The organism is Bacteroidota bacterium (assembly GCA_016720935.1).
Lineage (GTDB): Bacteria > Bacteroidota > Bacteroidia > AKYH767-A > 2013-40CM-41-45 > JADKJP01.
Genome location: JADKJP010000006.1, coordinates 707,852 through 728,532, shown reverse-complemented (window position 1 = coordinate 728,532; position 20,681 = coordinate 707,852). Strand labels below are relative to the sequence as shown.

The 20,681-nt window shown below is 41.1% G+C and carries 18 protein-coding genes; 12 read left to right on the top strand and 6 right to left on the bottom strand.

Going from position 1 to position 20,681, the window contains the following annotated elements:
* Positions 1–169: 169 nt before the first annotated feature.
* Positions 170–349: a hypothetical protein gene (locus IPP86_11350; GenBank protein ID MBL0139108.1), complete on the bottom strand. Its 180-nt coding sequence runs from the start codon at positions 347–349 to the stop codon at positions 170–172.
* 487 nt (positions 350–836) lie between these two features.
* Between IPP86_11350 and IPP86_11345 the strand changes: the two genes are divergently transcribed.
* From IPP86_11345 to IPP86_11335, 3 genes are read left to right on the top strand one after another with little or no spacing between them, the layout of a single operon-like run.
* Positions 837–3,962 (top strand): PKD domain-containing protein, encoded by a 3,126-nt coding sequence (locus tag IPP86_11345; GenBank protein ID MBL0139107.1) that lies wholly within the window; start codon positions 837–839, stop codon positions 3,960–3,962.
* A gap of 14 nt (positions 3,963–3,976) precedes the next feature.
* A complete protein-coding gene (locus IPP86_11340) occupies positions 3,977–4,891 on the top strand; it encodes an amidinotransferase (protein MBL0139106.1) in 915 nt (304 codons plus the stop codon).
* Positions 4,892–4,921: 30 nt separating this feature from the next.
* Entirely contained in the window at positions 4,922–6,478 is a 1,557-nt protein-coding gene (locus tag IPP86_11335) for a T9SS type A sorting domain-containing protein (GenBank protein MBL0139105.1), read from the top strand.
* 91 nt (positions 6,479–6,569) lie between these two features.
* Here the strand turns inward: IPP86_11335 and IPP86_11330 are convergent, their stop codons facing one another.
* Genes IPP86_11330 through IPP86_11320 form a run of 3 tightly spaced genes read right to left on the bottom strand, consistent with a single transcriptional unit; the run spans position 6,570 to position 8,741 of the window.
* Entirely contained in the window at positions 6,570–7,499 is a 930-nt protein-coding gene (locus IPP86_11330) for a hypothetical protein (GenBank protein ID MBL0139104.1), read from the bottom strand.
* A 20-nt stretch (positions 7,500–7,519) separates the two neighbouring features.
* Complete coding sequence (locus IPP86_11325; protein MBL0139103.1) at positions 7,520–8,182, bottom strand: hypothetical protein; 663 nt, start codon at positions 8,180–8,182, stop codon at positions 7,520–7,522.
* Between the two features lie 4 nt (positions 8,183–8,186).
* Complete coding sequence (locus IPP86_11320) at positions 8,187–8,741, bottom strand: sigma-70 family RNA polymerase sigma factor (GenBank protein MBL0139102.1); 555 nt, start codon at positions 8,739–8,741, stop codon at positions 8,187–8,189.
* Between the two features lie 280 nt (positions 8,742–9,021).
* On the opposite strand from IPP86_11320, the gene IPP86_11315 reads away from it, so the two are divergent.
* On the top strand, positions 9,022–9,375 hold the full coding sequence (locus tag IPP86_11315; protein ID MBL0139101.1) for a nuclear transport factor 2 family protein: 354 nt from the start codon (positions 9,022–9,024) through the stop codon (positions 9,373–9,375).
* 61 nt (positions 9,376–9,436) lie between these two features.
* On the opposite strand, the gene IPP86_11310 is transcribed toward IPP86_11315, so the two are convergent.
* Complete coding sequence (locus IPP86_11310) at positions 9,437–9,832, bottom strand: hypothetical protein (GenBank protein ID MBL0139100.1); 396 nt, start codon at positions 9,830–9,832, stop codon at positions 9,437–9,439.
* Positions 9,833–10,036: 204 nt separating this feature from the next.
* Between IPP86_11310 and IPP86_11305 the strand changes: the two genes are divergently transcribed.
* The 5 genes from IPP86_11305 to IPP86_11285 all read left to right on the top strand — a co-directional run bounded on the left by IPP86_11305 (position 10,037) and on the right by IPP86_11285 (position 15,822).
* Complete coding sequence (locus IPP86_11305; protein ID MBL0139099.1) at positions 10,037–10,741, top strand: DNA alkylation repair protein; 705 nt, start codon at positions 10,037–10,039, stop codon at positions 10,739–10,741.
* Positions 10,742–10,916: 175 nt separating this feature from the next.
* On the top strand, positions 10,917–12,035 hold the full coding sequence (locus tag IPP86_11300) for a dipeptide epimerase (GenBank protein MBL0139098.1): 1,119 nt from the start codon (positions 10,917–10,919) through the stop codon (positions 12,033–12,035).
* Positions 12,036–12,137: 102 nt separating this feature from the next.
* Entirely contained in the window at positions 12,138–13,436 is a 1,299-nt protein-coding gene (locus IPP86_11295; GenBank protein ID MBL0139097.1) for a T9SS type A sorting domain-containing protein, read from the top strand.
* A gap of 51 nt (positions 13,437–13,487) precedes the next feature.
* Positions 13,488–14,342, top strand: coding sequence for a trypsin-like peptidase domain-containing protein (locus tag IPP86_11290; GenBank protein ID MBL0139096.1), 855 nt, complete (start codon positions 13,488–13,490; stop codon positions 14,340–14,342).
* A gap of 181 nt (positions 14,343–14,523) precedes the next feature.
* Positions 14,524–15,822 (top strand): DEAD/DEAH box helicase, encoded by a 1,299-nt coding sequence (locus tag IPP86_11285; protein ID MBL0139095.1) that lies wholly within the window; start codon positions 14,524–14,526, stop codon positions 15,820–15,822.
* Positions 15,823–16,054: 232 nt separating this feature from the next.
* Here IPP86_11285 and IPP86_11280 read toward each other — a convergent pair whose 3' ends face one another.
* A complete protein-coding gene (locus IPP86_11280; protein ID MBL0139094.1) occupies positions 16,055–16,483 on the bottom strand; it encodes a hypothetical protein in 429 nt (142 codons plus the stop codon).
* A 270-nt stretch (positions 16,484–16,753) separates the two neighbouring features.
* On the opposite strand from IPP86_11280, the gene IPP86_11275 reads away from it, so the two are divergent.
* The 3 genes from IPP86_11275 to IPP86_11265 are packed head-to-tail and all read left to right on the top strand — an operon-like array spanning position 16,754 to position 20,592.
* Entirely contained in the window at positions 16,754–17,125 is a 372-nt protein-coding gene (locus IPP86_11275; protein MBL0139093.1) for a response regulator, read from the top strand.
* A gap of 19 nt (positions 17,126–17,144) precedes the next feature.
* Positions 17,145–18,554, top strand: a complete 1,410-nt coding sequence (locus IPP86_11270; GenBank protein MBL0139092.1) for a sigma-54-dependent Fis family transcriptional regulator — start codon at positions 17,145–17,147, stop codon at positions 18,552–18,554.
* Positions 18,541–20,592 (top strand): hypothetical protein, encoded by a 2,052-nt coding sequence (locus IPP86_11265; GenBank protein MBL0139091.1) that lies wholly within the window; start codon positions 18,541–18,543, stop codon positions 20,590–20,592. The genes IPP86_11270 and IPP86_11265 overlap by 14 nt, the downstream gene beginning before the upstream one ends.
* The last annotated feature ends 89 nt before the right edge of the window (positions 20,593–20,681 follow it).

Genomic DNA, 20,681 nt, shown 5'->3' with positions numbered 1-20,681 from the left:
AACCGGGTTCTTTGGATTCCTACAAAAATAGAAAAGGGAATGAATCCGGCAGCATGGAAGCTAAAATAAGCCGTGTATTATCAGGCAAAATTCCGTTTAAAAAACATTTTCATCCAAAAAAAAAGCCCGGCTATGCCAGGCTTCAGATTCTTTGTGCGTGTGGTGCAGATCAGAAAATCACCGTGAAGGTGAAAAAAACGATGGCTGATACCAGAATCGCATCGACAATCAGAATCATATAAAGACTGATTGGGATCTCCGCTTTTCCATCCTGTAATTGATCGGAAAGTTGCCCCTGTTCATCATCTTCCATATGATTGTAGGTTACTACGGGTTCGCTTTTCATCATCTTCTTTTTTTTCTAAGAATACAATGAATCCGATGCCTTGTCACATCATTTCCAAGTCAATTCTTGCATTGTAAGAAAAACTAAAAACAAAGCGGAATGAGGACTGTTTTGCATAAATCATGCACTTTCCGCAGGAATGAGCGGTTTTTCAGATGCAAGAAATTTCCCATTTATCTGCAAAATGATCCCATCGAGAATTCTTTGAGTCAAAAGGGCATTTTATTGCAATTCATCGGGTGATGAATTTAAAATATGATCTAAAAACGAATTCAAATTTTGAAGGAAAAAGATTCTTTAAAATCCTCAATCGGGGATTTTAAAGCAAAGCATTCTGGGTGGTCATTCATTCCTTCTTATCATCCTTCAGGTTAATGATAAAAACGTTCAAAACGTCGGGAATTTAAACTCTTGTTTTCAAGGTGAAATCCATCTGATTCTGATTTTAAAATCTCTCGATTTTCATTAGATTTGAAAATTGAATGTCGCTATGTTAAAATTCAGATTACTCTTACTTTCAATTGTATTTCCACTATTGGTTTCGGGGCAAACCGTCATCTGGTTTGAGGATTTCAATAATGGCTGTACCGACAATTGCAGCGCGAATGGATATGCGGGTGTCAATGGAGCATGGACCGTGGTGGATGTGACTCCTCCGGGAAATTTTGCCAACGAATGGTTTGTAAGCTGTGCAGAAAATGGTGAACCTATTGGCAGTTGCGGAGCAGGTTGTGGAAACAACGCGACATTGCATGTCGGAAGCGTGCCTTGCTCACTTTGTTTGACCTGCCCAAGCGGTGATTGCGGAGCCGCTTACAATGCAGGCCCTTCTTCCCTTACCGGTGAAGATCCTACGACAAACAAGAGAGCTATTTCTCCGTTGATCAACACTGTTGGCAGAACCAATATTTCTCTTCACTTCAAATACATTGAACTTGGGCAGAATTCATTAGATGACGCGATGATTGAATTCAGTATTGACGGAGGCGCAAGCTGGCTGGGTTTTACCAATACACCAAAGACACCTACAACCTGTCCGGGCCAGGGAAACTGGACTTCCTTTTCTTCCATCCTTCCTTCTATTTGTGAAAATATTCCTAATCTCCGTTTTGCATTCAAGTGGATCAATAATGATGATGGTGTCGGCAATGATCCTTCCTTTGCAGTTGACGATTTTGAATTAACTGTGCCTGCTACTACCAGTCCGGTGGCAGCCTTTTCAGCTTCAGCTTCAAACACAGGTTGCGATACAGTATGTGTGCAGCTTACTGATGCTTCAACAGGTAATCCAAGCACCTGGACATGGAGCAGTCCTGCCGCGACCAATTCCCCACAATCTTCCTCCAGTCCGCAGCCGCTTTGTTTCACTGCATCCGGTACATACCCGATTACGCTTACTGTTTCTAACTCCAACGGGTCAAATTCCGTTACTCAAAATGTGAATGTAACTGTTCAGCCTTCACCTCAGGTTAGATTCACTGCTACTGATTCTGTTCTTTGCAGAGGTGAGTGTACCGGATTTACAAATCTCACTTCCGGAAGTATTTCTTCTTCTTCCTGGGTTTTTCAGGGAGGTAATCCATCTTCTTCCAGTGTGCAAAATCCTGCGAGTGTTTGTTATGCGAATGCCGGGAATTATGCAGTAACTCTCACAGTGACAAATGGGAATTGCTCATCGAGCGCAAGTATCAGCAATTATGTGCAGGTAAATACTGCAACTGTTCCGGTTGTTACAATAAATGGAAATATTCTCAGTTCCAGCACTGCTCAGTCCTACCAATGGTATTCAGTACAAAACGGAATGATTGCAGGAGCCAATCAGGTTACGTATAGCGTCACACAACCGGGCGACTACTATGTCGTGATCACGGATGCAAACGGATGCACAGCTCAGTCGGCAAATACGAACATGGCTGCTCCTGTAGCCGCCTTCAGTCTTGGCACTCCCGGACAAAGTTGCGATACAACCTGTGTTTCAGTGAACAATCTTTCTAGCGGAAATCCTTCTCAATGGTCGTGGTCTTGTCCGGGTGCTATCAATGCGTCACAAAGTGGAACCACTCCCGCATCTTTTTGTTTTACTTCTGCAGGCACCTACACAGTAACGCTCACAGTGAGCAATGCAATTGGTTCATCTAGCGTTTCGCATCCGGTCAGCATAACGATGCTTCCCTCTCCTTCTGTGTCATTCACTGCAAGCAATGATGTGATCTGTTCCGGAACGTGTATAGATTTTACCAACCTCAGTTCAGGAACTATCACTACCTCATCCTGGACATTCCAGGGAGGAAATCCGGCATCTTCCAATTTGACAAATCCAAATTCGATCTGTTATCAAAATGCAGGTGATTACTCGGTTACACTTACTGTGAGCAATGGCTCCTGTTCAGCGAGTCAAACGATCAGCAATTACATTTCCGTTGTCACGCCTGTAATACCAACCATAAGTGTCAACGGTTCTGTATTTACGTCTTCACCTGCTATTTCCTATCAATGGTATACAGTACAGAATGGATTAATTTCCGGCGCTACACAAAATACTTTTACAGGAATCTCAGGTTTTGATTATTATGTTGTGACAACGGATAGTAATGGTTGCACTGCTCAATCTTCAACTGTCAGTCTCGCCGGACCTGTTGCAGGTTTCCATACTTTATCCATTTCACCCGGTTGTGATACTACATGTGTTTCCATCGCGGATACTTCTACCGGCAGTCCTTCCTCATGGTTGTGGTCTTGTCCAGGAGCTGTGAATCCAAACCAAAGCGGAGCAACACCCGCTCCATTCTGTTTTACCCAGTCGGGAACTTATCCGCTTGAACTGATTGTGAGCAATGGCGGAGGAACAGATACTGTTACGAATTCCATTGTCGTGAATATGCTTACACTTCCCGATGTCAATTTCACCTGTGCTGATTCTATACTTTGTGGAGGCGAATGCACGAATTTTACAAACCTTACTCCCGGAACGATTTCGACAATCTCCTGGTTTTTCTCGGGAGGAAATCCCAATACTTCTTCAGTGACCAATCCCACGAACATTTGTTATTCCAATTCCGGAATTTTTCCGGTGACAGTAACCGTCAACAATGGAACCTGCACCAAGACCAGATCCATTGTAAACTACATTACCGTGAGCGCGCCTGCAACACCTGTCATTACAGCGAATGGAGATACATTGAATTGCTCAGCAGCAAACAGCTATCAATGGTATAGTGTTCAAAGCGGAATGATCGCCGGAGCAAATCAAAGCAGCTACATCGCCACACAAACGGGAGATTACTATGTTTCAATCACCGATATCAATGGTTGTTCGTCTGAATCAGGAATTGTGCACGTCGAAGTTTCAGGCATTGAAGACATCAACCAGACATCTTTTGGAATTTATCCAAACCCATTCAATGAATTTGTGACCATTCGTTCGAAGAAAATGAATCAGGGTATTATCACCTTACGATTATTCAACATTTCAGGTCAATTAATTTCCGGACCTTTGCGTACAGATAGATCCGAGCAAATGTTGGATTTGCGTGATCTCCCGACAGGAATGTATACTCTGAAAATACAGGGAAAGGATCAGGAATATGTATACAAACTGATCAAGCTAAAGGACTAATTTTTCCGGATAACATGTCAATTGATTCCTCCAAATATCCGGCAAAAAAAGTGCTGATGATTTCCCCACGGAATTTTATTTCCAACCCGGAAACAAGTGTCGACAATTCATTTCAGGCTGCTACCGATGCGAATTCAAATCCGGAAACAGAAGCACTGGAAGAATTTACAAGGCTGAAAAATTTATTACTGTCACATGGAATTGAAGTAAAAGTTTATACACAGACAGACGAACTCTTCACACCTGATGCGATATTCCCGAATAACTGGTTTTCCACTCATCCTGAAGGTAAATTGGTTTTGTATCCGATGAAAGCGTTGAACAGAAGATCGGAACGGAGGAAGAATATAATTGATGAACTGAAAATAAATTATCCGGAGCTCACCGATTATTCAGGATACGAAAAAGAAGGACATTTTCTCGAAGGCACAGGTAGCATGGTGATTGATACTGAAAATCGCATTGTTTACGCGGCAAAATCACAAAGGACTTCAGTACAATTATTGAAAGAATGGTCTGCAAAAATGAATTACGAGTCTGTGGTTTTTGAGGCTGAAGAGCAAAATCATTCGATAGTTTACCACACCAATGTGGTGATGACTCTTGGAGACAAATTCGCTATTGTTTGCATTGACAGTATCCGGGAGGATTCAGAAAAAAATCTGCTTAGGAATAAACTTGAAGCGACGGGCAAAGAAATTATTGAAATCAGCCTTGAACAAATGCACGCCTTTTGCGGAAACTGTTTGTTGCTTCAAAATGTCGACGGGGAACACCTGCTGGTAATGTCTTCACGTTCCTTTCAGGCATTTAATTCACAACAAAAAAATAACATCGAAAAATACGCGAAAATTATTCATACCGACCTGCACACCATCGAAAATTATGGCGGTGGTGGCGCCCGGTGTATGCTGGCTGAATTATTTTGAATATATTTAACCCTCTTCCCAAATAGCCCCATGAAAAAAATTACATTCCTTCTGTTTCTCCTGCCACTACTATCCAATGGACAAACCTGGTCCGGATCTGTAGCGAATACGATTTATACAAAATGCTCTAGCTGTCACAACAGCAACGGAATTGCGCCATTCGAACTGATGAGTTATACAGATGCAGTGGACAATGCTTCTGATATTGCGGACGCGATCAATCTCAGGGTCATGCCACCCTGGCCGCCGGATCCTGCATATTCCGCTTTTGCACATCAGAGGGTTTTGTCGGCTCAGGAAATCAATGATATTAATGCATGGGTAAATAATGGAACGCCTCGTGGTGACAGCACACTAGAACCTGCACCACCTGTATTCAGCAGTATCGCGGAGTTGGCAAACCCTGACCTCATCGTACAGATTCCGCCTTACACAGTGAACACACCTACAGATGATTTATACCGTTGCTTTGTGTTACCAACAGGAATTCCGCTCCACAAATATATTACCGCACTGGAAGCAATCCCGGGCAATCGTTCTATTGTTCATCACGTGCTTATTTATTCAGATACTTCAGCTGTTCCCGACCAGCTGGATGCCGCGGATCCTGATCCGGGATATACCAGTTTTGGCGGGACAGGTTCCGGTTCATCAAGATTAATTGGCGTTTGGGTTCCCGGACAAACAGCGGAATTTCTCCCTGCAAATATGGGTATCGGACTTCTGGCAAATTCGAAAATTATTTTGCAGATCCATTATCCGAGAGGAGTCAGCAATCAGGTTGACAGCACGCAGATTCGATTCAATCTTTCATCCAATTTTATGCGGGAAGTATACATTGACGCGCCACTGTCACATTATGCCCTGGATAATGGTCCTTTGTATATCCCTGCGAATACCACCAGAACATTCACCGCGCATTACCAGGTAAATTTTGACATTACAGCCCTTGCTGTCGGCCCGCACATGCACCTGATCGGAAAAAGTATTATGAGTTTTGGAGTTACGCCAACGAATGATACAATTCCTTTCATCGATATTCCGGAATGGGATTTTCACTGGCAGGGCATGTACCATTTTCCACGTCTGCTGAAAATTCCGAATGGTACTATACTCTATTCAAGCGCGGATTATGACAACACCATCAACAATCCAAACAATCCGAATAACCCGCCTCAGCCTGTTTTTCTTGGTGAAGCGACAACTGATGAAATGATGTTGGTATTTTTCTCTTATACGTATTATTTACCCGGTGATGAAAATATTATTATCGATTCTACTGTGATCGCTTCTGTTCCCGGAGTTAATTACAGTGAAATCGTATCCACTCCTCAATTGTATACACCTTATCCCAACCCTTGTAAAGATCATTTTCAGTCTGATTATTTTCTTCCAAAAAAATCAGATGTAGATTTCAGTCTCTATGATATGCAAGGGAAATTGGTTTGGAACACAAAAAAGATCGCGGTGCCATCGGGTCATCAGACACAATACTTCCGCGATCTTAATTTACCTGAAGGAGAATATTTACTTGAACTGAAGACTCCTGAAATTCGTCGATCAAAACGAATCATTGTTTCCAATTGATCAGAAAGGAAAGCGCAACGTGATTCCCATGATATTATTCTTTTGTTTATCACGAATCAAATCAACAGAATAATTGAACACGCTGAAACCTTCACACATTACACCTACTTTGTAAGCTCCATTCAGACTGCCGCTTTCTCTCGACTGAAAATATCCACCTTGCAGACCAAACCAATTCGCTTTGGATGTTTTCGATGGGTGCAAAATTGAACATGAAACCGAGTTGGTAATTGTGTACCGGATAAAAATTCGAAAAAGTTTTATTGAAATAATCCGCGAACAGATAACCATTCAGGGACCCGCTCAATTTATACTGGGGGAGGCCGTACTTGTTGTTGAATGTTAGTGACAAATGCGCGCCAAGGACCGGGCTCCAGGCTCCGCCTATGATTCCAAGTCCGAATGAAGGAGTGAGTTCCAGGAAATCCTGATGCGAAGCGAATTCGGATTTGTGTTTCCATTCACTTCCCTCCTTTTCAAGATCAATCCGGTAATGTTTACGCGCCGCTTTTTTGTCGGCCGAAAGTGAACGCAATGCATCATTGAAACTGATAGTTTCCAATGCAGGAAGTTGAGATGGTTCACGGAGATAAATTGTACAGTAGATATCTGATTCTAAATCATGCAAGATATAGCTGTAAGGAAAAAGTTCAAGAGATAATGACTTTCGTTCTTCTTCAACATTAATACCGGGTTGCAGAAAATCAGTGTTCTCAGCCTTGATCCGTCGCTTTCCATTCGGATGAACAAAATAATGTGTCACTTTCGTACCGGCAGGATAGCTGTTTTGCTCCTGAGATTTCTTCATGTCGGAAAGAAAAAGCGTTTTTATAGAATCAAGTTTCGTATAGCCGGCAAAGAGCGACATATCCGGTCCGATGATCAGCACTTTGCTGTCTGTTATTGGAGAAAATATTAGTGTGTCATTTATACCTGTTTCCGTTTCCGGGTCGCCTGCATAAATATTTGTTACCGTAAGGGCAATACATAGCCCTGTTGCAAGAAGCAATTTAATTTTCATGGAATAAATATGTTTTTGGGTTAGAATCTTGTATGCAGTCCCATCGACGAAGAAGATGACTGCTTTAATGATTTTGGCATTTTGATTTCCAGTGGCAATACACGTAAGCGTAAACCCTGGTTGTTATTTACAGAAATATTGTTCTCATGTAATCCCTGCTCTTCTGAACCGAAATCTATTTGTACATACCTTGAAGAAGGCCGGACATTTTTCTCTTCTGCGATTTCAGGTAAAGATGCATTCAGAACATCTTCTTGTCCCTGAATTATTGTCTCAATTAAATTTTCTTTCGGAGTGATGACAGCATTTGCAGGAGTATGAGGAATTACGTTTTGTTTCTTTATTTTCTTTCGTAGTTGATTTCCCGAAGATTTCTGAGTTATGGAAGAATTCACAACAGAATTAGAAATTGGGGTTTTCGGCACTATAGAATTATCGCTTTTCTCTTGTTCAGAAATTTGACTTTTTATAACAGGATGAAATTTTTGCTCACTTGCTATATAATAAGCAAGTCCAAGAAGTAGCAATAAAGAAGCTGCCACACTCCAACGAATTATAAATTTCTTACTCTTCTGCTCTGTTTTACCATCCAGAGCAGTCTCCAATAAATTCCACTTTGAGTTCAGATCCGGCTGATATCCTGCAGGTAGCTGATCGAGCGTTTCCAGTTTTTCCTGAAGCATATTTTTATCCAATTGTTGCATGCGAATCCTCCTTTTCTTCTATCATTTTTTTTAATCTGAATTTTGCTTTGGCCAACTGTGTTCTGCTGGTACTTTCACTGATTCCCAGCATCCCTGAAATTTCCTGGTGAGAATACCCTTCGACTTCATATAAATTAAAAACGGTTCTGTATCCGGCAGGCAGGCTTGTGATTTTTTGAAATAAGTCTTCAGTATCAAGTTTCAGCATCATTTCATTCGGGATGGCGACATCCATATCTTCAGCGTCGAGAGATAACATGAAATTGTGCTTTTTCCGAAGAAACATCAGGCATTCATTCACCATTATTTTCCTCACCCAACTGAACAAACTATGTTCACCTTCAAACCGGAAGGATGAAAGATTCTGATACATTTTCATAAAACCGTTCATCATGCAATCTTCCGCGTCCGGAATATGGAAAACATAGCGTTGACAAACCCGAAACATCGGTGTGTAGAGCTGCTCAAATAATTTTTTCTGAGCACGCTTATCACCGCCTTCGCATTCCTTTATAAAAGCAAATGAAAATTGTTTCATGGTCACAATCATATAATGCGTAGACAGTGACTTTCGTTGTCTGGCTGCAATTAAAAATATTAACGATTACACAAACCGCTTATTATAAGCAAATTAAAATGGCTATATAGACTTGTTTTCAGGTCTGATTCCGGAAATTTCGTAATCATAAATCGAATGACAATGATTAACCCTTTCTGTAAAAATAGAATTTATTAGAAGAAAATCTTCAGTCCCGGCTAAAATTCAATCCATGTCATTTCTGTACATTTGAATAACATTTTAATTTAAATCTAAAATTGTGACCCACGAAGAAATCGCGATACGTTGGTTTGAATGCTTCAACACCAAGAAGCTTGATGATCTCATCGGTTTATATGCTGAAAATGCCCGGCATTTCAGTCCTAAATTGAAACTAAGAAAACCGGAAACAGGAGGCTGGATTGAAGGACAAGCGGCACTTAAAGCATGGTGGGCAGATGCATTTCAGCGTTTACCTTCTTTGCGTTATGAAGTAAAATCGCTGACTGCGAATGAGCAAAGAATTTTCATGGAATACCTGCGATCAGTTCAGGGAGAAGAAGACATGATGATAGCGGAAGTATTGGAAATCCGTGATGGAAAAATTCAATCTTCCAGAGTGTATCACGCATAAAGAAAATGGGCAAAAAGATTGCTCCTTTTGCCCATTTTCATTCTGAAATTAATTCGCTTGGTTAAGCTTCAAAAAACTTGGCAACATTGGCGATAAGCTGATCAATGCTGTTAAAATTGTCAGTGAACTGCTTGTGCATTCCGATGTCAAATTTACCTGTACGTTTAAATACTTCTTTTTGAACATCAAGAATTTTACTTTGCAAATCAATGAATTTTCCAAGATCATTCGGAGAAACTTTTGAATGCTTAATCGATTCTGCCTTTGGCGGGCGGCCTGGTCCACGTTTCTTTGCCGGACGGCCGGGACCACGGCTGATTGGCGGGCGGCCTGGTCCGCGTTTCTTCGGCGGACGGCCAGGACCTTTAGCCTTCGCAGGGCGACCGGGTCCTTTGTGCTTGGGTGGACGTCCGGGACCTTTTTTAGCGGCTGGACGACCTGGTTTTCTTTTTGCCATAATAAAAGTTTTTGGTATAAAATAAGAGAACTCAAAGATACACTTCTAAATCAAGAATCAACATGAACAATAAATAGTGAAAGAGAATATTAGAAATTATATAAATACAGCTTTTTTACATCCATTTTTGTCATTTTTAAAAAAAATCAAATGTTAATTAATAAACGCCTCAATTCAATTTATTAATTTATAATTCAATCTGATATGTCAGTAAATAAAAATAATAACAGGGACCTGATAACTATTCTTTCTGAAATCAATCAGCTATATTATTCAAACAGAAACGAAACTATTTCCATTGGAATGAAAGCATATTTAAAGAATAAATTTGATTGTTATGGAATTAAAAAACCAGACAGAGATAAATTGCTGAAAGCTTATTTACCTCAATTGAAAAACATCTCAATGGAAGATCAGTTCAGAGCAGTGAAATGGCTCTGGAAAAAGCCTCAGCGTGAGTTGCATTATCTGGCAATGGAAATTCTTTTCAGAAATAAAAAACAGTGGACATCAGATATTCTTTCTCTTTTTGAAGAAATGGTTCTCAGTAATTCATGGTGGGATTCGGTGGATACGATCGCGACAACACTCATTGGTCATTATTTTATTAAATGGCCTGAGAAAAAAATTAAAATGGTTGACAAATGGTCCACACATCCCGACATGTGGATGAACAGAACAGCGATTATTTTTCAGATGAAATATGGAAATAAAACAGATGTTGATTTATTATTCCGGGCTATCCTGCCTCATCTTTCATCAAAAGAATTCTTTCACCAAAAAGCGATAGGCTGGGCCCTTCGACAGTACAGCAAAACCGACGCGAAAACTGTTGTGAAATTTGTCAGCAGCCATCCTTTAAAACCCTTAAGTGCCAGAGAAGCCTTGAGATTGATTTCAGCCAAATGATTGGATATTTATCATTAGAACACCTCTGATGTAAATATTTTGGATCAATCTTTTATAATCCTCTGTTTCTGAATGCAGCTTTTCAAGATCAGAAGGCTGAAAAGTTCTTTTGAAGTAAGGAAATCGAATACAATGCCTGAGTACTTTTATTTATCAGATTCGAGCAAAATTTCTAATGCCTTCTTCACTCAGAATAGAACAGATTGAACTTTACAGTTCGCCCATTAAACTCAGAGAACCGTTTATCATTTCTCTTGGACCTTTGCATTTTGCTGAAAATGTAGTGGTTATCATTCGCACAAATCAGGGTATATCCGGTATTGGCGAATGCAGTCCGTTCCGCACCATTCATGGCGAAACGATGGAGACAGCGATGATTGTCGGGAAAGAATTAGCCGGTCAATTGCTGCATTCTGATCCATTGGAAATTGAAGATTGTATTTCTCTGATGAATAAATTATTTTATTCAAACAGCAGCATTAAAAGTGCATTTGATCTGGCTTTGCATGACATTCTCGGAAAATTTCACAATCAACCATTGTACAAACTTCTTGGCGCGAATGAATCGAGAATATTGTTCACAGATTATACTGTAAGTCTTGCTCCCGTTGAAAAAATGGTTGCTGATGCGAAAAAAATTAAAAGTGAAGGATTTAAATTCATCAAAATTAAACTTGGCGACAGCGCCGAAAAGGATATCGAAAGAATCCGACGCATGCGTGAAGCTGTCGGGATGGAAATCCCTTTCAGGATCGATGCCAACCAGGGCTGGAACCCGGATTCCGCTCTTAAAATTCTGAATGAAATTTCTTCCCTGAATATTCAACATTGCGAAGAGCCCATTCCACGATGGGCATTCATGCAATTGAAATCACTTCGCGAAAAAAGTCCGATACCAATTATGGCGGATGAATCCTGCTGTGACGAAAACGACGCGGAAAGACTCATTCAATTAAATGCATGTGATTCACTAAATGTAAAATTAGGAAAGTCATCAGGAATTTTCAGAGCAAGAAAAATTCTGACACTTGCTGAGCAAGCACATTTGCCTGTTCAGATGGGTGGTTTTCTTGAATCCAGAATTGGTTTTACTGCATCCGCACATCTTGCATTGAGTAGTCCGGCCGTTCAATTCATCGATTTCGACACACCACTAATGTTCGCGGAAGATCCTGTTGAAGGAGGAATTAAATACGGAGATCATGGCAGCATTCAAATTCCGGATGCTCCGGGTCTTGGTGTATGGATCGATGAATCCTATCTCTCACGTCAAAACAAGCATATAATTCACTAAATTACACCCTTATAGGAAAGTCTAAAACTGGTGAAATTTCCCCTTTTCGATCATTTTTCCTTCTCCCTCACCCGGAAATAGTCCTTAATAGCATTCCAGAAAATGAAAAATCTGATTTTACTTGCATTTATTTTCATCGGCATTACAGTTCGTTCACAAAATTCCGGACCGGATCTGGTAGGTTATTGGCACAATTGGAATGATGCGAATGCACCATATCTGCAATTGCCACAGATTGATTCCAGATACACCGTAATTGAAATCGCTTTCGCGACACCTGCTCCCGGTACTCATGCATCCATGCAATTCAGTCCATCAGGTACAACACAAACTTCTTTCATTACGGATCTGCAAATTTTACAAAGCCAGGGAAAAAAAGTTTTAATCAGTATCGGTGGAGCAACGGATCCGGTTAGTCTATTAGATACGAACGACCGAAATACTTTTGTCTCAACAATGCTCGACATACTCAACACCTATAATTTTGATGGTATTGATATAGATCTGGAAGGAAGTTCGCTTTCTACATCCGGCGGTACAATATCAAACCCAACGGATCCGCAAATTGTTTTATTGATAGAAGCCATTCGCGCGATCATGCTCGACTATCAAATTCATCATGGAAAAAGATTGATGCTCACAATGGCCCCGGAGACCGCGTTTGTTCAGGGTGGCATGTCGGCATTTGGTGGTATATGGGGCGCATATTTACCGGTGATTGAAGCGCTGAAAGATTCCATTGAAATATTACAAGTTCAGTTGTACAACAGTGGTTCCATGTTTGGTCTGGATGGGAACATTTATACTCAGGGTACTGCTGATTTTATCGTTGCAATGACTGAAGCGGTAATTCGCGGATTCAATACATCAGGCGGAACATTTTCCGGGATTCCCTCAAATCATGTCGCTATCGGACTGCCTGCATGCCCTTCCGCTGCCGGTGGGGGTTACGTGAGCCCGGCTGTTGTGCAATCAGCCGTAAATTATCTCCGTGGTACAGGACCACAGGCAGGCAATTATACATTACTACAAAATGGTGGTTATCCCGACTTAAGAGGGATGATGACCTGGTCGATAAACTGGGATGCCGTGAGCACTTGCGCTTCCACGGATGAATACGCGATCAATTATGAAACGATCTTTTCTGTGCCAACCGGTACAGAAACTATCACAGATGCTTCTGTTGAACTGGGCCCGAATCCTGTAAATAACCTCTTGTATTTAAATCGTGAAAATTCGTCTCTGAACGGAGAAGCCTTTCATATTTACAATTCCTATGGCGAATTGTGTATATCAGGAATGTTAAATAAAAAACACGAAACAATTGATCTGGGTGGATTATCCTCCGGAATTTACCTGTTGCAATCAGAACATTTCTCAAAAAAATTAATCAAAGAATAAGCAATTCCGTTTCTTCTTTTTAAAATCAATCTTCAAGATTCCATTCTTATTATGTTTGCTAATGCTTATGCTATTGCCAGCCAATACACACATCCTGTATTGCTTTCATTCCGTTACTTCGACAAAAGTGTTGAAAGTGGTTTAGGCAGCTTTGTGATCATCAACGAAGAGGGCTGGATCATGACAGCCGCGCATATCCTTGATCCACTGATTCAATTCCAGCAACACGCGATAGAAATTGATAAATACAAAGCTTCTATGAAGAGCAGTTCTTCTACGGGAAGTAACATCAGTTATTTTACGCCCAATCCAAAATGGCTGATCAATTTTTCTCACTGGTGGGGCGCTGATCATCACCGGATAAACAATTTCATGATCCTGAAAGAAAATGATTTTGCCATCGGGAAAATAGAAAATTACAATCCGGCATTTGTGTCTAAATATCCTGTTTTTAAAAATCCGGATGTACTGATGAATGGCACAAGTCTGTGCAAACTTGGATATCCCTTCTACGATGTAAAAGCGACATTCAATGAAGCAAACAACAGTTTCATGTTCGATCCTTCCATCTTTCCTATTCCGAGGTTTCCGATTGAAGGAATATTTACACGAAACATCAATGCCGGAAAAACTGCCGATAAAAAATTCGACATCCAATACATCGAAACTTCTTCTCCCGGACTCCGCGGCCAAAGTGGCGGACCGATCTTCGATGTAGAAGGAAAAATCTGGGCCATCCAAAGTCAGACCCGACACCTTCCTTTAGGATTTACACCGAAGATCCGGAAAGGCAACCAGGAAATTGAAGAAAATCAATTCCTCAATGTTGGCTGGGGAGTTCATATCAAAACCATACTTCGCTTTTTGGATGAGCATGGAGTGAAATATAGGAAGAGCGAAGTTTGAGTTATGAATTATGAGTTATGAGTTATGAGTTGGGAGTTATGATGAGGAGTTGGGAGTTTCGCACTCAACAATCTCGAACATTTAAAATCGAACACTAAACCTTATACCTAATACCTTGCACCTTGCACTTGACAACAAACATCTAATCAATAATAATTACTATACAACAAATTAAAAAATAATGACATTCGAACAATTACATCTTATTGAACCAATTTTAAAAGCATTAAAAACAGAAGGATATACGACCCCAACTCCTATTCAGGAACAGGCGATTCCGGTGGTGTTGAAACATCACGATCTGCTTGGTTGCGCGCAAACAGGAACCGGTAAAACTGCCGCGTTCGCTATTCCTATCCTGCAATTATTACACGAAGAAAAACATGCTCCCGGACATCGTACCATTAAAGCATTGGTACTCACACCTACCCGTGAGCTCGCTTTACAGATTTCGGAAAGTTTCGGTGCATACGGAAGATATACAGGATTAAAACATGCCGTTATTTTCGGCGGTGTATCTCAGCATTCTCAAACTACCGCGTTAAGGACCGGTATCGACATCCTCGTTGCCACTCCTGGCCGATTGCTTGATTTGATGGCTCAGAAATTTGTCCATCTCCAACATCTCAAATTTTTCGTTCTTGATGAAGCGGATCGTATGCTTGACATGGGATTCATCAATGACGTCAAAAAGGTGATCGCCGCGATTCCACAGAAAAGACAAACCTTGTTTTTCTCCGCTACAATGCCGGACGAAATTGCGCGCCTGGCCGACACAATCCTTAAAAAGCCGGTGCGTGTAGAAGTGACTCCGGTTTCTTCAACTGCGAACACCATTCAGCAATCACTCTACTACGTCGACAAGGGAAATAAAAAACGTTTGCTTGTTGATTTGCTGAAAGACAAAGCAATCGCATCCGCCCTTGTTTTTACAAGAACAAAACGTGGCGCGGATGTCGTGGCTCGTGATCTTGCAAAAGCGGGAATTCACGCGGAAGCTATTCATGGCAACAAATCACAAAACAATCGTCAGCGTGCGTTGAGCAATTTCAAATCGGGGAAAACCCGTGTGCTGGTCGCGACAGACATTGCAGCGCGTGGAATTGATGTCGATAATCTTTCACACGTTATCAATTACGAGATTCCGAATATTTCAGAAACATATGTTCACCGAATTGGAAGGACAGGAAGAGCCGGGGCAAGTGGTACTGCAATATCATTTTGTGACAACGATGAAAAGCCATACATCAAGGATATTCAAAAACTGATTTCAAGATCAATCCCTGTTGTTGACAATCACCCCTACCCGATTCTCGGGAATCCATCACCTGAAGCTTCTTCATCCGGTCAGAAAAAGAAACCGCAACAACGAAGTCACCGTGGCGGTAAACCGGCTACTGCGGGTAAAAGACATCATCAAACAAGTGCTCCTGCAGCGGCACCGGCTAAGGCTTCGGTGAAGAAAAAAAGGAGATGGTGAACGGGGATTTTAGATTGTAGATTTTAGATTGTAGATTGAAGATTGTAAATTGAAGATTGTAAATTGAAGATTGTAGATTTTAGATTTTAGATTTTAGAATCTAGAATCTAGAATCTAGATTTTAGATTTTCATTGTACTGAATTATTAAAAAAAATCCGCCCCGGTGATCATGAGGACATGAACCGGGGCGGTGCCGTTTTACGGAACGGATTATCTTCAGAGCATTATTCCTTAATTACGGATAAAATGCAGCACATCATTCCTTGAAGGATTATCATCATTCAGTTTAATCATTGTGCTTGAATTTTCAATCACTACCCAATCATCGCTGATTTTACTTAAGGGTTGACTTGAGCCGATATTCAGATGCAATTTATTACTGCTATCATCATTACTCCATGAACCCGTAGTTGTCACACCGGATTTTGTAGCAGTCAACTGTCCACCGGAAGCGAATACAAAAACATAACCCGATAAGTCCGCGGTATGATCATCACCGCTCTCAGTGAATTGTGATACACGCCAGCTACCGGAAGTTACCGTTGTTGAAACATTATTGGTACTGCCGGAAGAGGAAGAATTATCGTCCTTCTTACAGGCACCCAATAGAAGCACTATACTTAAAAGAAACATCCTCATGGAGCTCAGGCTTTTTTTCATTTTTAGGGTGGGTTGAAATATTTTAGATTTTAGATTGTAGATTGTGTTTTAGATTTCAAATTGATGATGTAAACATACAGTGGCAAGTTCTCATCAAAAATTAATTTTCTCTGAACGGGAATAAAGTGATGTTAAAATGGAATATTCCCGGCATCATCCATGGTATTTTCACAGCGTTTTGGTTTCCTGAAGGCAATCCGGAAGGAATTCAATAAATAAGTACAAATTCCGTTGGATTTCCGTACCTTTAGAATCAACCCTCTATTGAAAATGGAAAGCGAAAGGCTTGCTTTAATAATTGACGATGAGCCTGACATCTGTTATCTGCTTGGGAAAATGCTATCCAGCAGATCAATTGTGTCGATAAGCGCCAATTCAGTGCAGGAGGGATTGAGCAAACTGCATGAATTTTCTCCGGTCTTGTTGTTCATGGATATTCAGCTTCCCGATGGTTCCGGACTGGATTCTATTCCGATGATACGTAACACATTCCCCAGAATAACAATTGTGATCATGAGTGCTTTTGATGGACCGGCTGAAAAGAACACAGCTATTCAAAACGGTGCTGATTTCTTTTTACCCAAACCCTTTCAGCAGGAGATTATTGATGAATTAGTAAAAACATCCCTCCTTAGATCCTGAAAATATAAATCCATTGCAAATGGAACATAGAATACTGCTGGTTGACGATGATTTGGATACCTGCAAATTATTAACCAGGTTACTTGAAAAAAATTCATATGTGGTGGATTCCGCGCATAGCGGAAAGTCAGCACTTACAAAACTGAAAGAGCAGACTTTTGATGCTGTGTTGTGTGATTTTCGTCTCGGAGATATGGATGGTATTGAAATTCTGAGCGGAATAAAATCCATTGCCCCTCAGTTACCGGTCATCATTATTACAGGATATTCTGATATACGAACTGCCGTCAATGTGATACAAAGCGGAGCTTTCGACTACATCGCGAAACCCCTCATACCTGAAGAGATCCTGATTCAATTGAAGAAAGCAATTGCTCATTCGAAACAGAAATCCAATTCTGAAAATGAAAAGAAAGCGCCCCCACCATCAACGGCAAGTACCGGTTTTGTTATGGGAACCAGTCCTCAATCCATCGAAATTGAAAAACAAATTGAGCTGGTCGCACCAACAAATTTCAGCGTAATCATTTTTGGTGAAACAGGATCAGGAAAAGAAGCGGTAGCAAGAAAAATTCACGAAAAGAGTAAACGTGCCGGTCATCCTTTTGTCGCATTGGATTGCGGTGCATTGCCAAAGGACCTTGCGGGAAGCGAGTTGTTTGGTCATGAAAAAGGAGCCTTTACAGGAGCCATCAATTCCAAAGCCGGTCAGTTCGAATTGGCGGAAGGTGGCACATTGTTTCTTGACGAAGTCGCGAATCTTCCTTTTGATATTCAGACCCTACTACTCCGTGTTGTACAGGAAAGAAAAATGAAAAGAATCGGAGGTGCTAATGAAATCTCTCTTGATGTAAGAATCCTTGTTGCCAGCAATGAAAATTTATACGAAGCGACAAAAAAAGGAAAGTTCAGGGAAGACCTGTATCATCGCTTCAACGAGTTCAGCATTCATCTCAGTCCATTGCGTGAACGAAAAGAAGATATCCTTCCGCTTGCAAACTGGTTTCTCAAAGAAGTGAATGAAGAATTACAAAAACAGATTGAGGGTTTTGATGAAGATGTATCCAGGTGTTTGCTTGGTTATTCATGGCCGGGAAATATCCGTGAATTAAAGAATGTGGTCAAGAGGGCTACTCTTCTTGCTCAATCGAATCTCATTCAGATGCACAATCTTCCATTGGAAATCTCCAATCCTTCCAGGTTTATGGGAAATGAGCATTTCCAGGATCATGCTCCAATCCCAAAAACATCACCGGATCTAAAATCCGCGGCGATGCAGGCGGAATACGAGGCAATTCTGGAAGCCTTGAAAAAAGTAAACTTCAACAAATCCAAAGCGGCTGAGCTATTGAAAATCGACCGGAAAACGCTGTACAATAAAATGAAAATGTTCCGCTTAACAAACGAAACGTCTGATGGCGAAGAATGAAACAGAGCACAACCAGCGCGGAAATGATGGCATAGGAACCAGTGTTCTGGTGCCCAGGATAAAAATTCGTGTTCCCGATAAAATTGTCTGGATCATTGGACTGGTATGTGCCCTCCCTGTGCTGCTGAATGTTACCGGTGTCGACTTCGGTTTTATCAGTAGTAAAATTGATCCTTACAAGATTACCGAGCTCTACCAATTCGAACAACAAACGTATCTGCAGGAAATTCTTCGTGGCCGGTATGTGCACACGATTTTTGTATCTATCTCCATAACAATTTCCTTTCTCACCATCCTGCTTGCCTTTATTGATTACCGGATTAAAGGAGAGCTCAGTACTCCGATCGTTGGTGTAGCTTTATTTTGTTCCGGCTTGTTCGACACCTTCCATGTGTTGTCGGCGACACAGATCATCCATACTCAGTCTCAGCAATTTTATCTTGCTTCATTCACCTGGTTTTTCTGTCGTTTGTTCCATGCATCCATTCTGATTCTTGGTACCGGCGTATTTCTTGCTAAACCTTCCGCATTCCGGGAAGAAAGCGGAACAAATCGAAGACGTATGTTTATAGGTTTGTCTGTTCTTTTTGTCGCACTTACTTTTTTTACAATCGGAGCTCTTTATTTGCGGACAGATATTCCTCAAATGCTTTATCCATACCGCAATTTAGCGCGCTCGTATGATCTTGTACCGCTTATCCTGTATGCAATATTGGGATTGTATATATTGCCAAGGTTTCAAAACAGGTTTCCATCCCTCTTCGCACAAACCTTAACACTGAGTATGATTCCGGCGGTGGCTACTCAATTATACATGGTGTTTGGCTCCAACGAATTGTTTGATAACAATTTCAACATTTCGCATTTCATGGCTGCCATCACATATATACTTCCATTTATCGGTATTAGTCTGAATTACCTGGAAACGCATCGCAGTGAACAACGTGTTATCACTGAACTAAACCAGGAAGTTGTGGTCAGACAAGAAACGGAAGAAAAATTAAGCGGTGTACTGAACAGTTCACCTTCCGCTATTATGGCTTTCACTGCAATTAAAAACAAAGAGGGTATACTCACAGATCTCACCTGGACCATTGCAAACCCTGCTGTGAAACAGTTATTTGGTCCGGACCATACACTTTTACCGGGGAATAAATTGAGCGCGATTTTACCCGATACCATTCACGAAGGATGGCTGGAGCTTTTACAACCGGTGATTCAAAACGGGGAAACAATGAGCCATGAATATTTCAGCAAAGCCTTTAACAAATGGTTTTATCTCGTTGCTGTTCCTCTTAAAAACGGACTGGCATTGACAGTGAGTGATATTTCCAGAAGAAAAAATGCACAGGAAGAACTCCTCACTGCTGAAAGGCTTGCCATTACAGGCAAACTGGCACGTGTGATCGCTCATGAAGTTCGAAATCCTTTGACCAATATTCATCTTGCAGCGGCTCAACTCAAGTCAGAATTGCCTGCCTCTGGAGAAGCAGCAATCTATCCGGAAATTATTGAGCGAAACTCTTCACGAATTGATCAGTTGATAACAGAATTACTGAATTCCTCAAGACCAGAACAAATTCTGGCACACACCTGCGACCTTAACAAGCTGGTTTCAGAAGCAAAGGAACTGATCAAAGACCGGATGCAATTAAAAAAAATAGCTCTTGAAATCCGGCTAAGTCCAACACCTTTGGAAATAGAAGGTGATCCGGGAAGATTGCGCACAGCCATATTAAACATCATGCTCAATGGTATTGAAGCAATGGAAGAAGGAAAAGGATTACTTTCCATTGAAAGTAAAAGGGATGAGGATTTCTGTGTTCTTACGATATCAGATAATGGTTCAGGAATAAAACAGGAGGACATCCCTCACTTGTTTGATCCTTTCTTTACCAATAAAGCAAAAGGAATGGGGCTTGGATTAACAACTACACAGAATATTATTCAGTCGCATAAAGGAACCATCCGGGTAGAAAGTGAATATAAAAACGGAACAACTTTTATCATTCGGTTTCCGGCGGTGACTAAATCCTGATTTCGCAGACAATAATAAAACAAGAAGCCCCCCTTTTTCAAGGAGGGCTTCAAAAATGGTTGCGTTCCCGTTGGAAAATTGATGGAGAA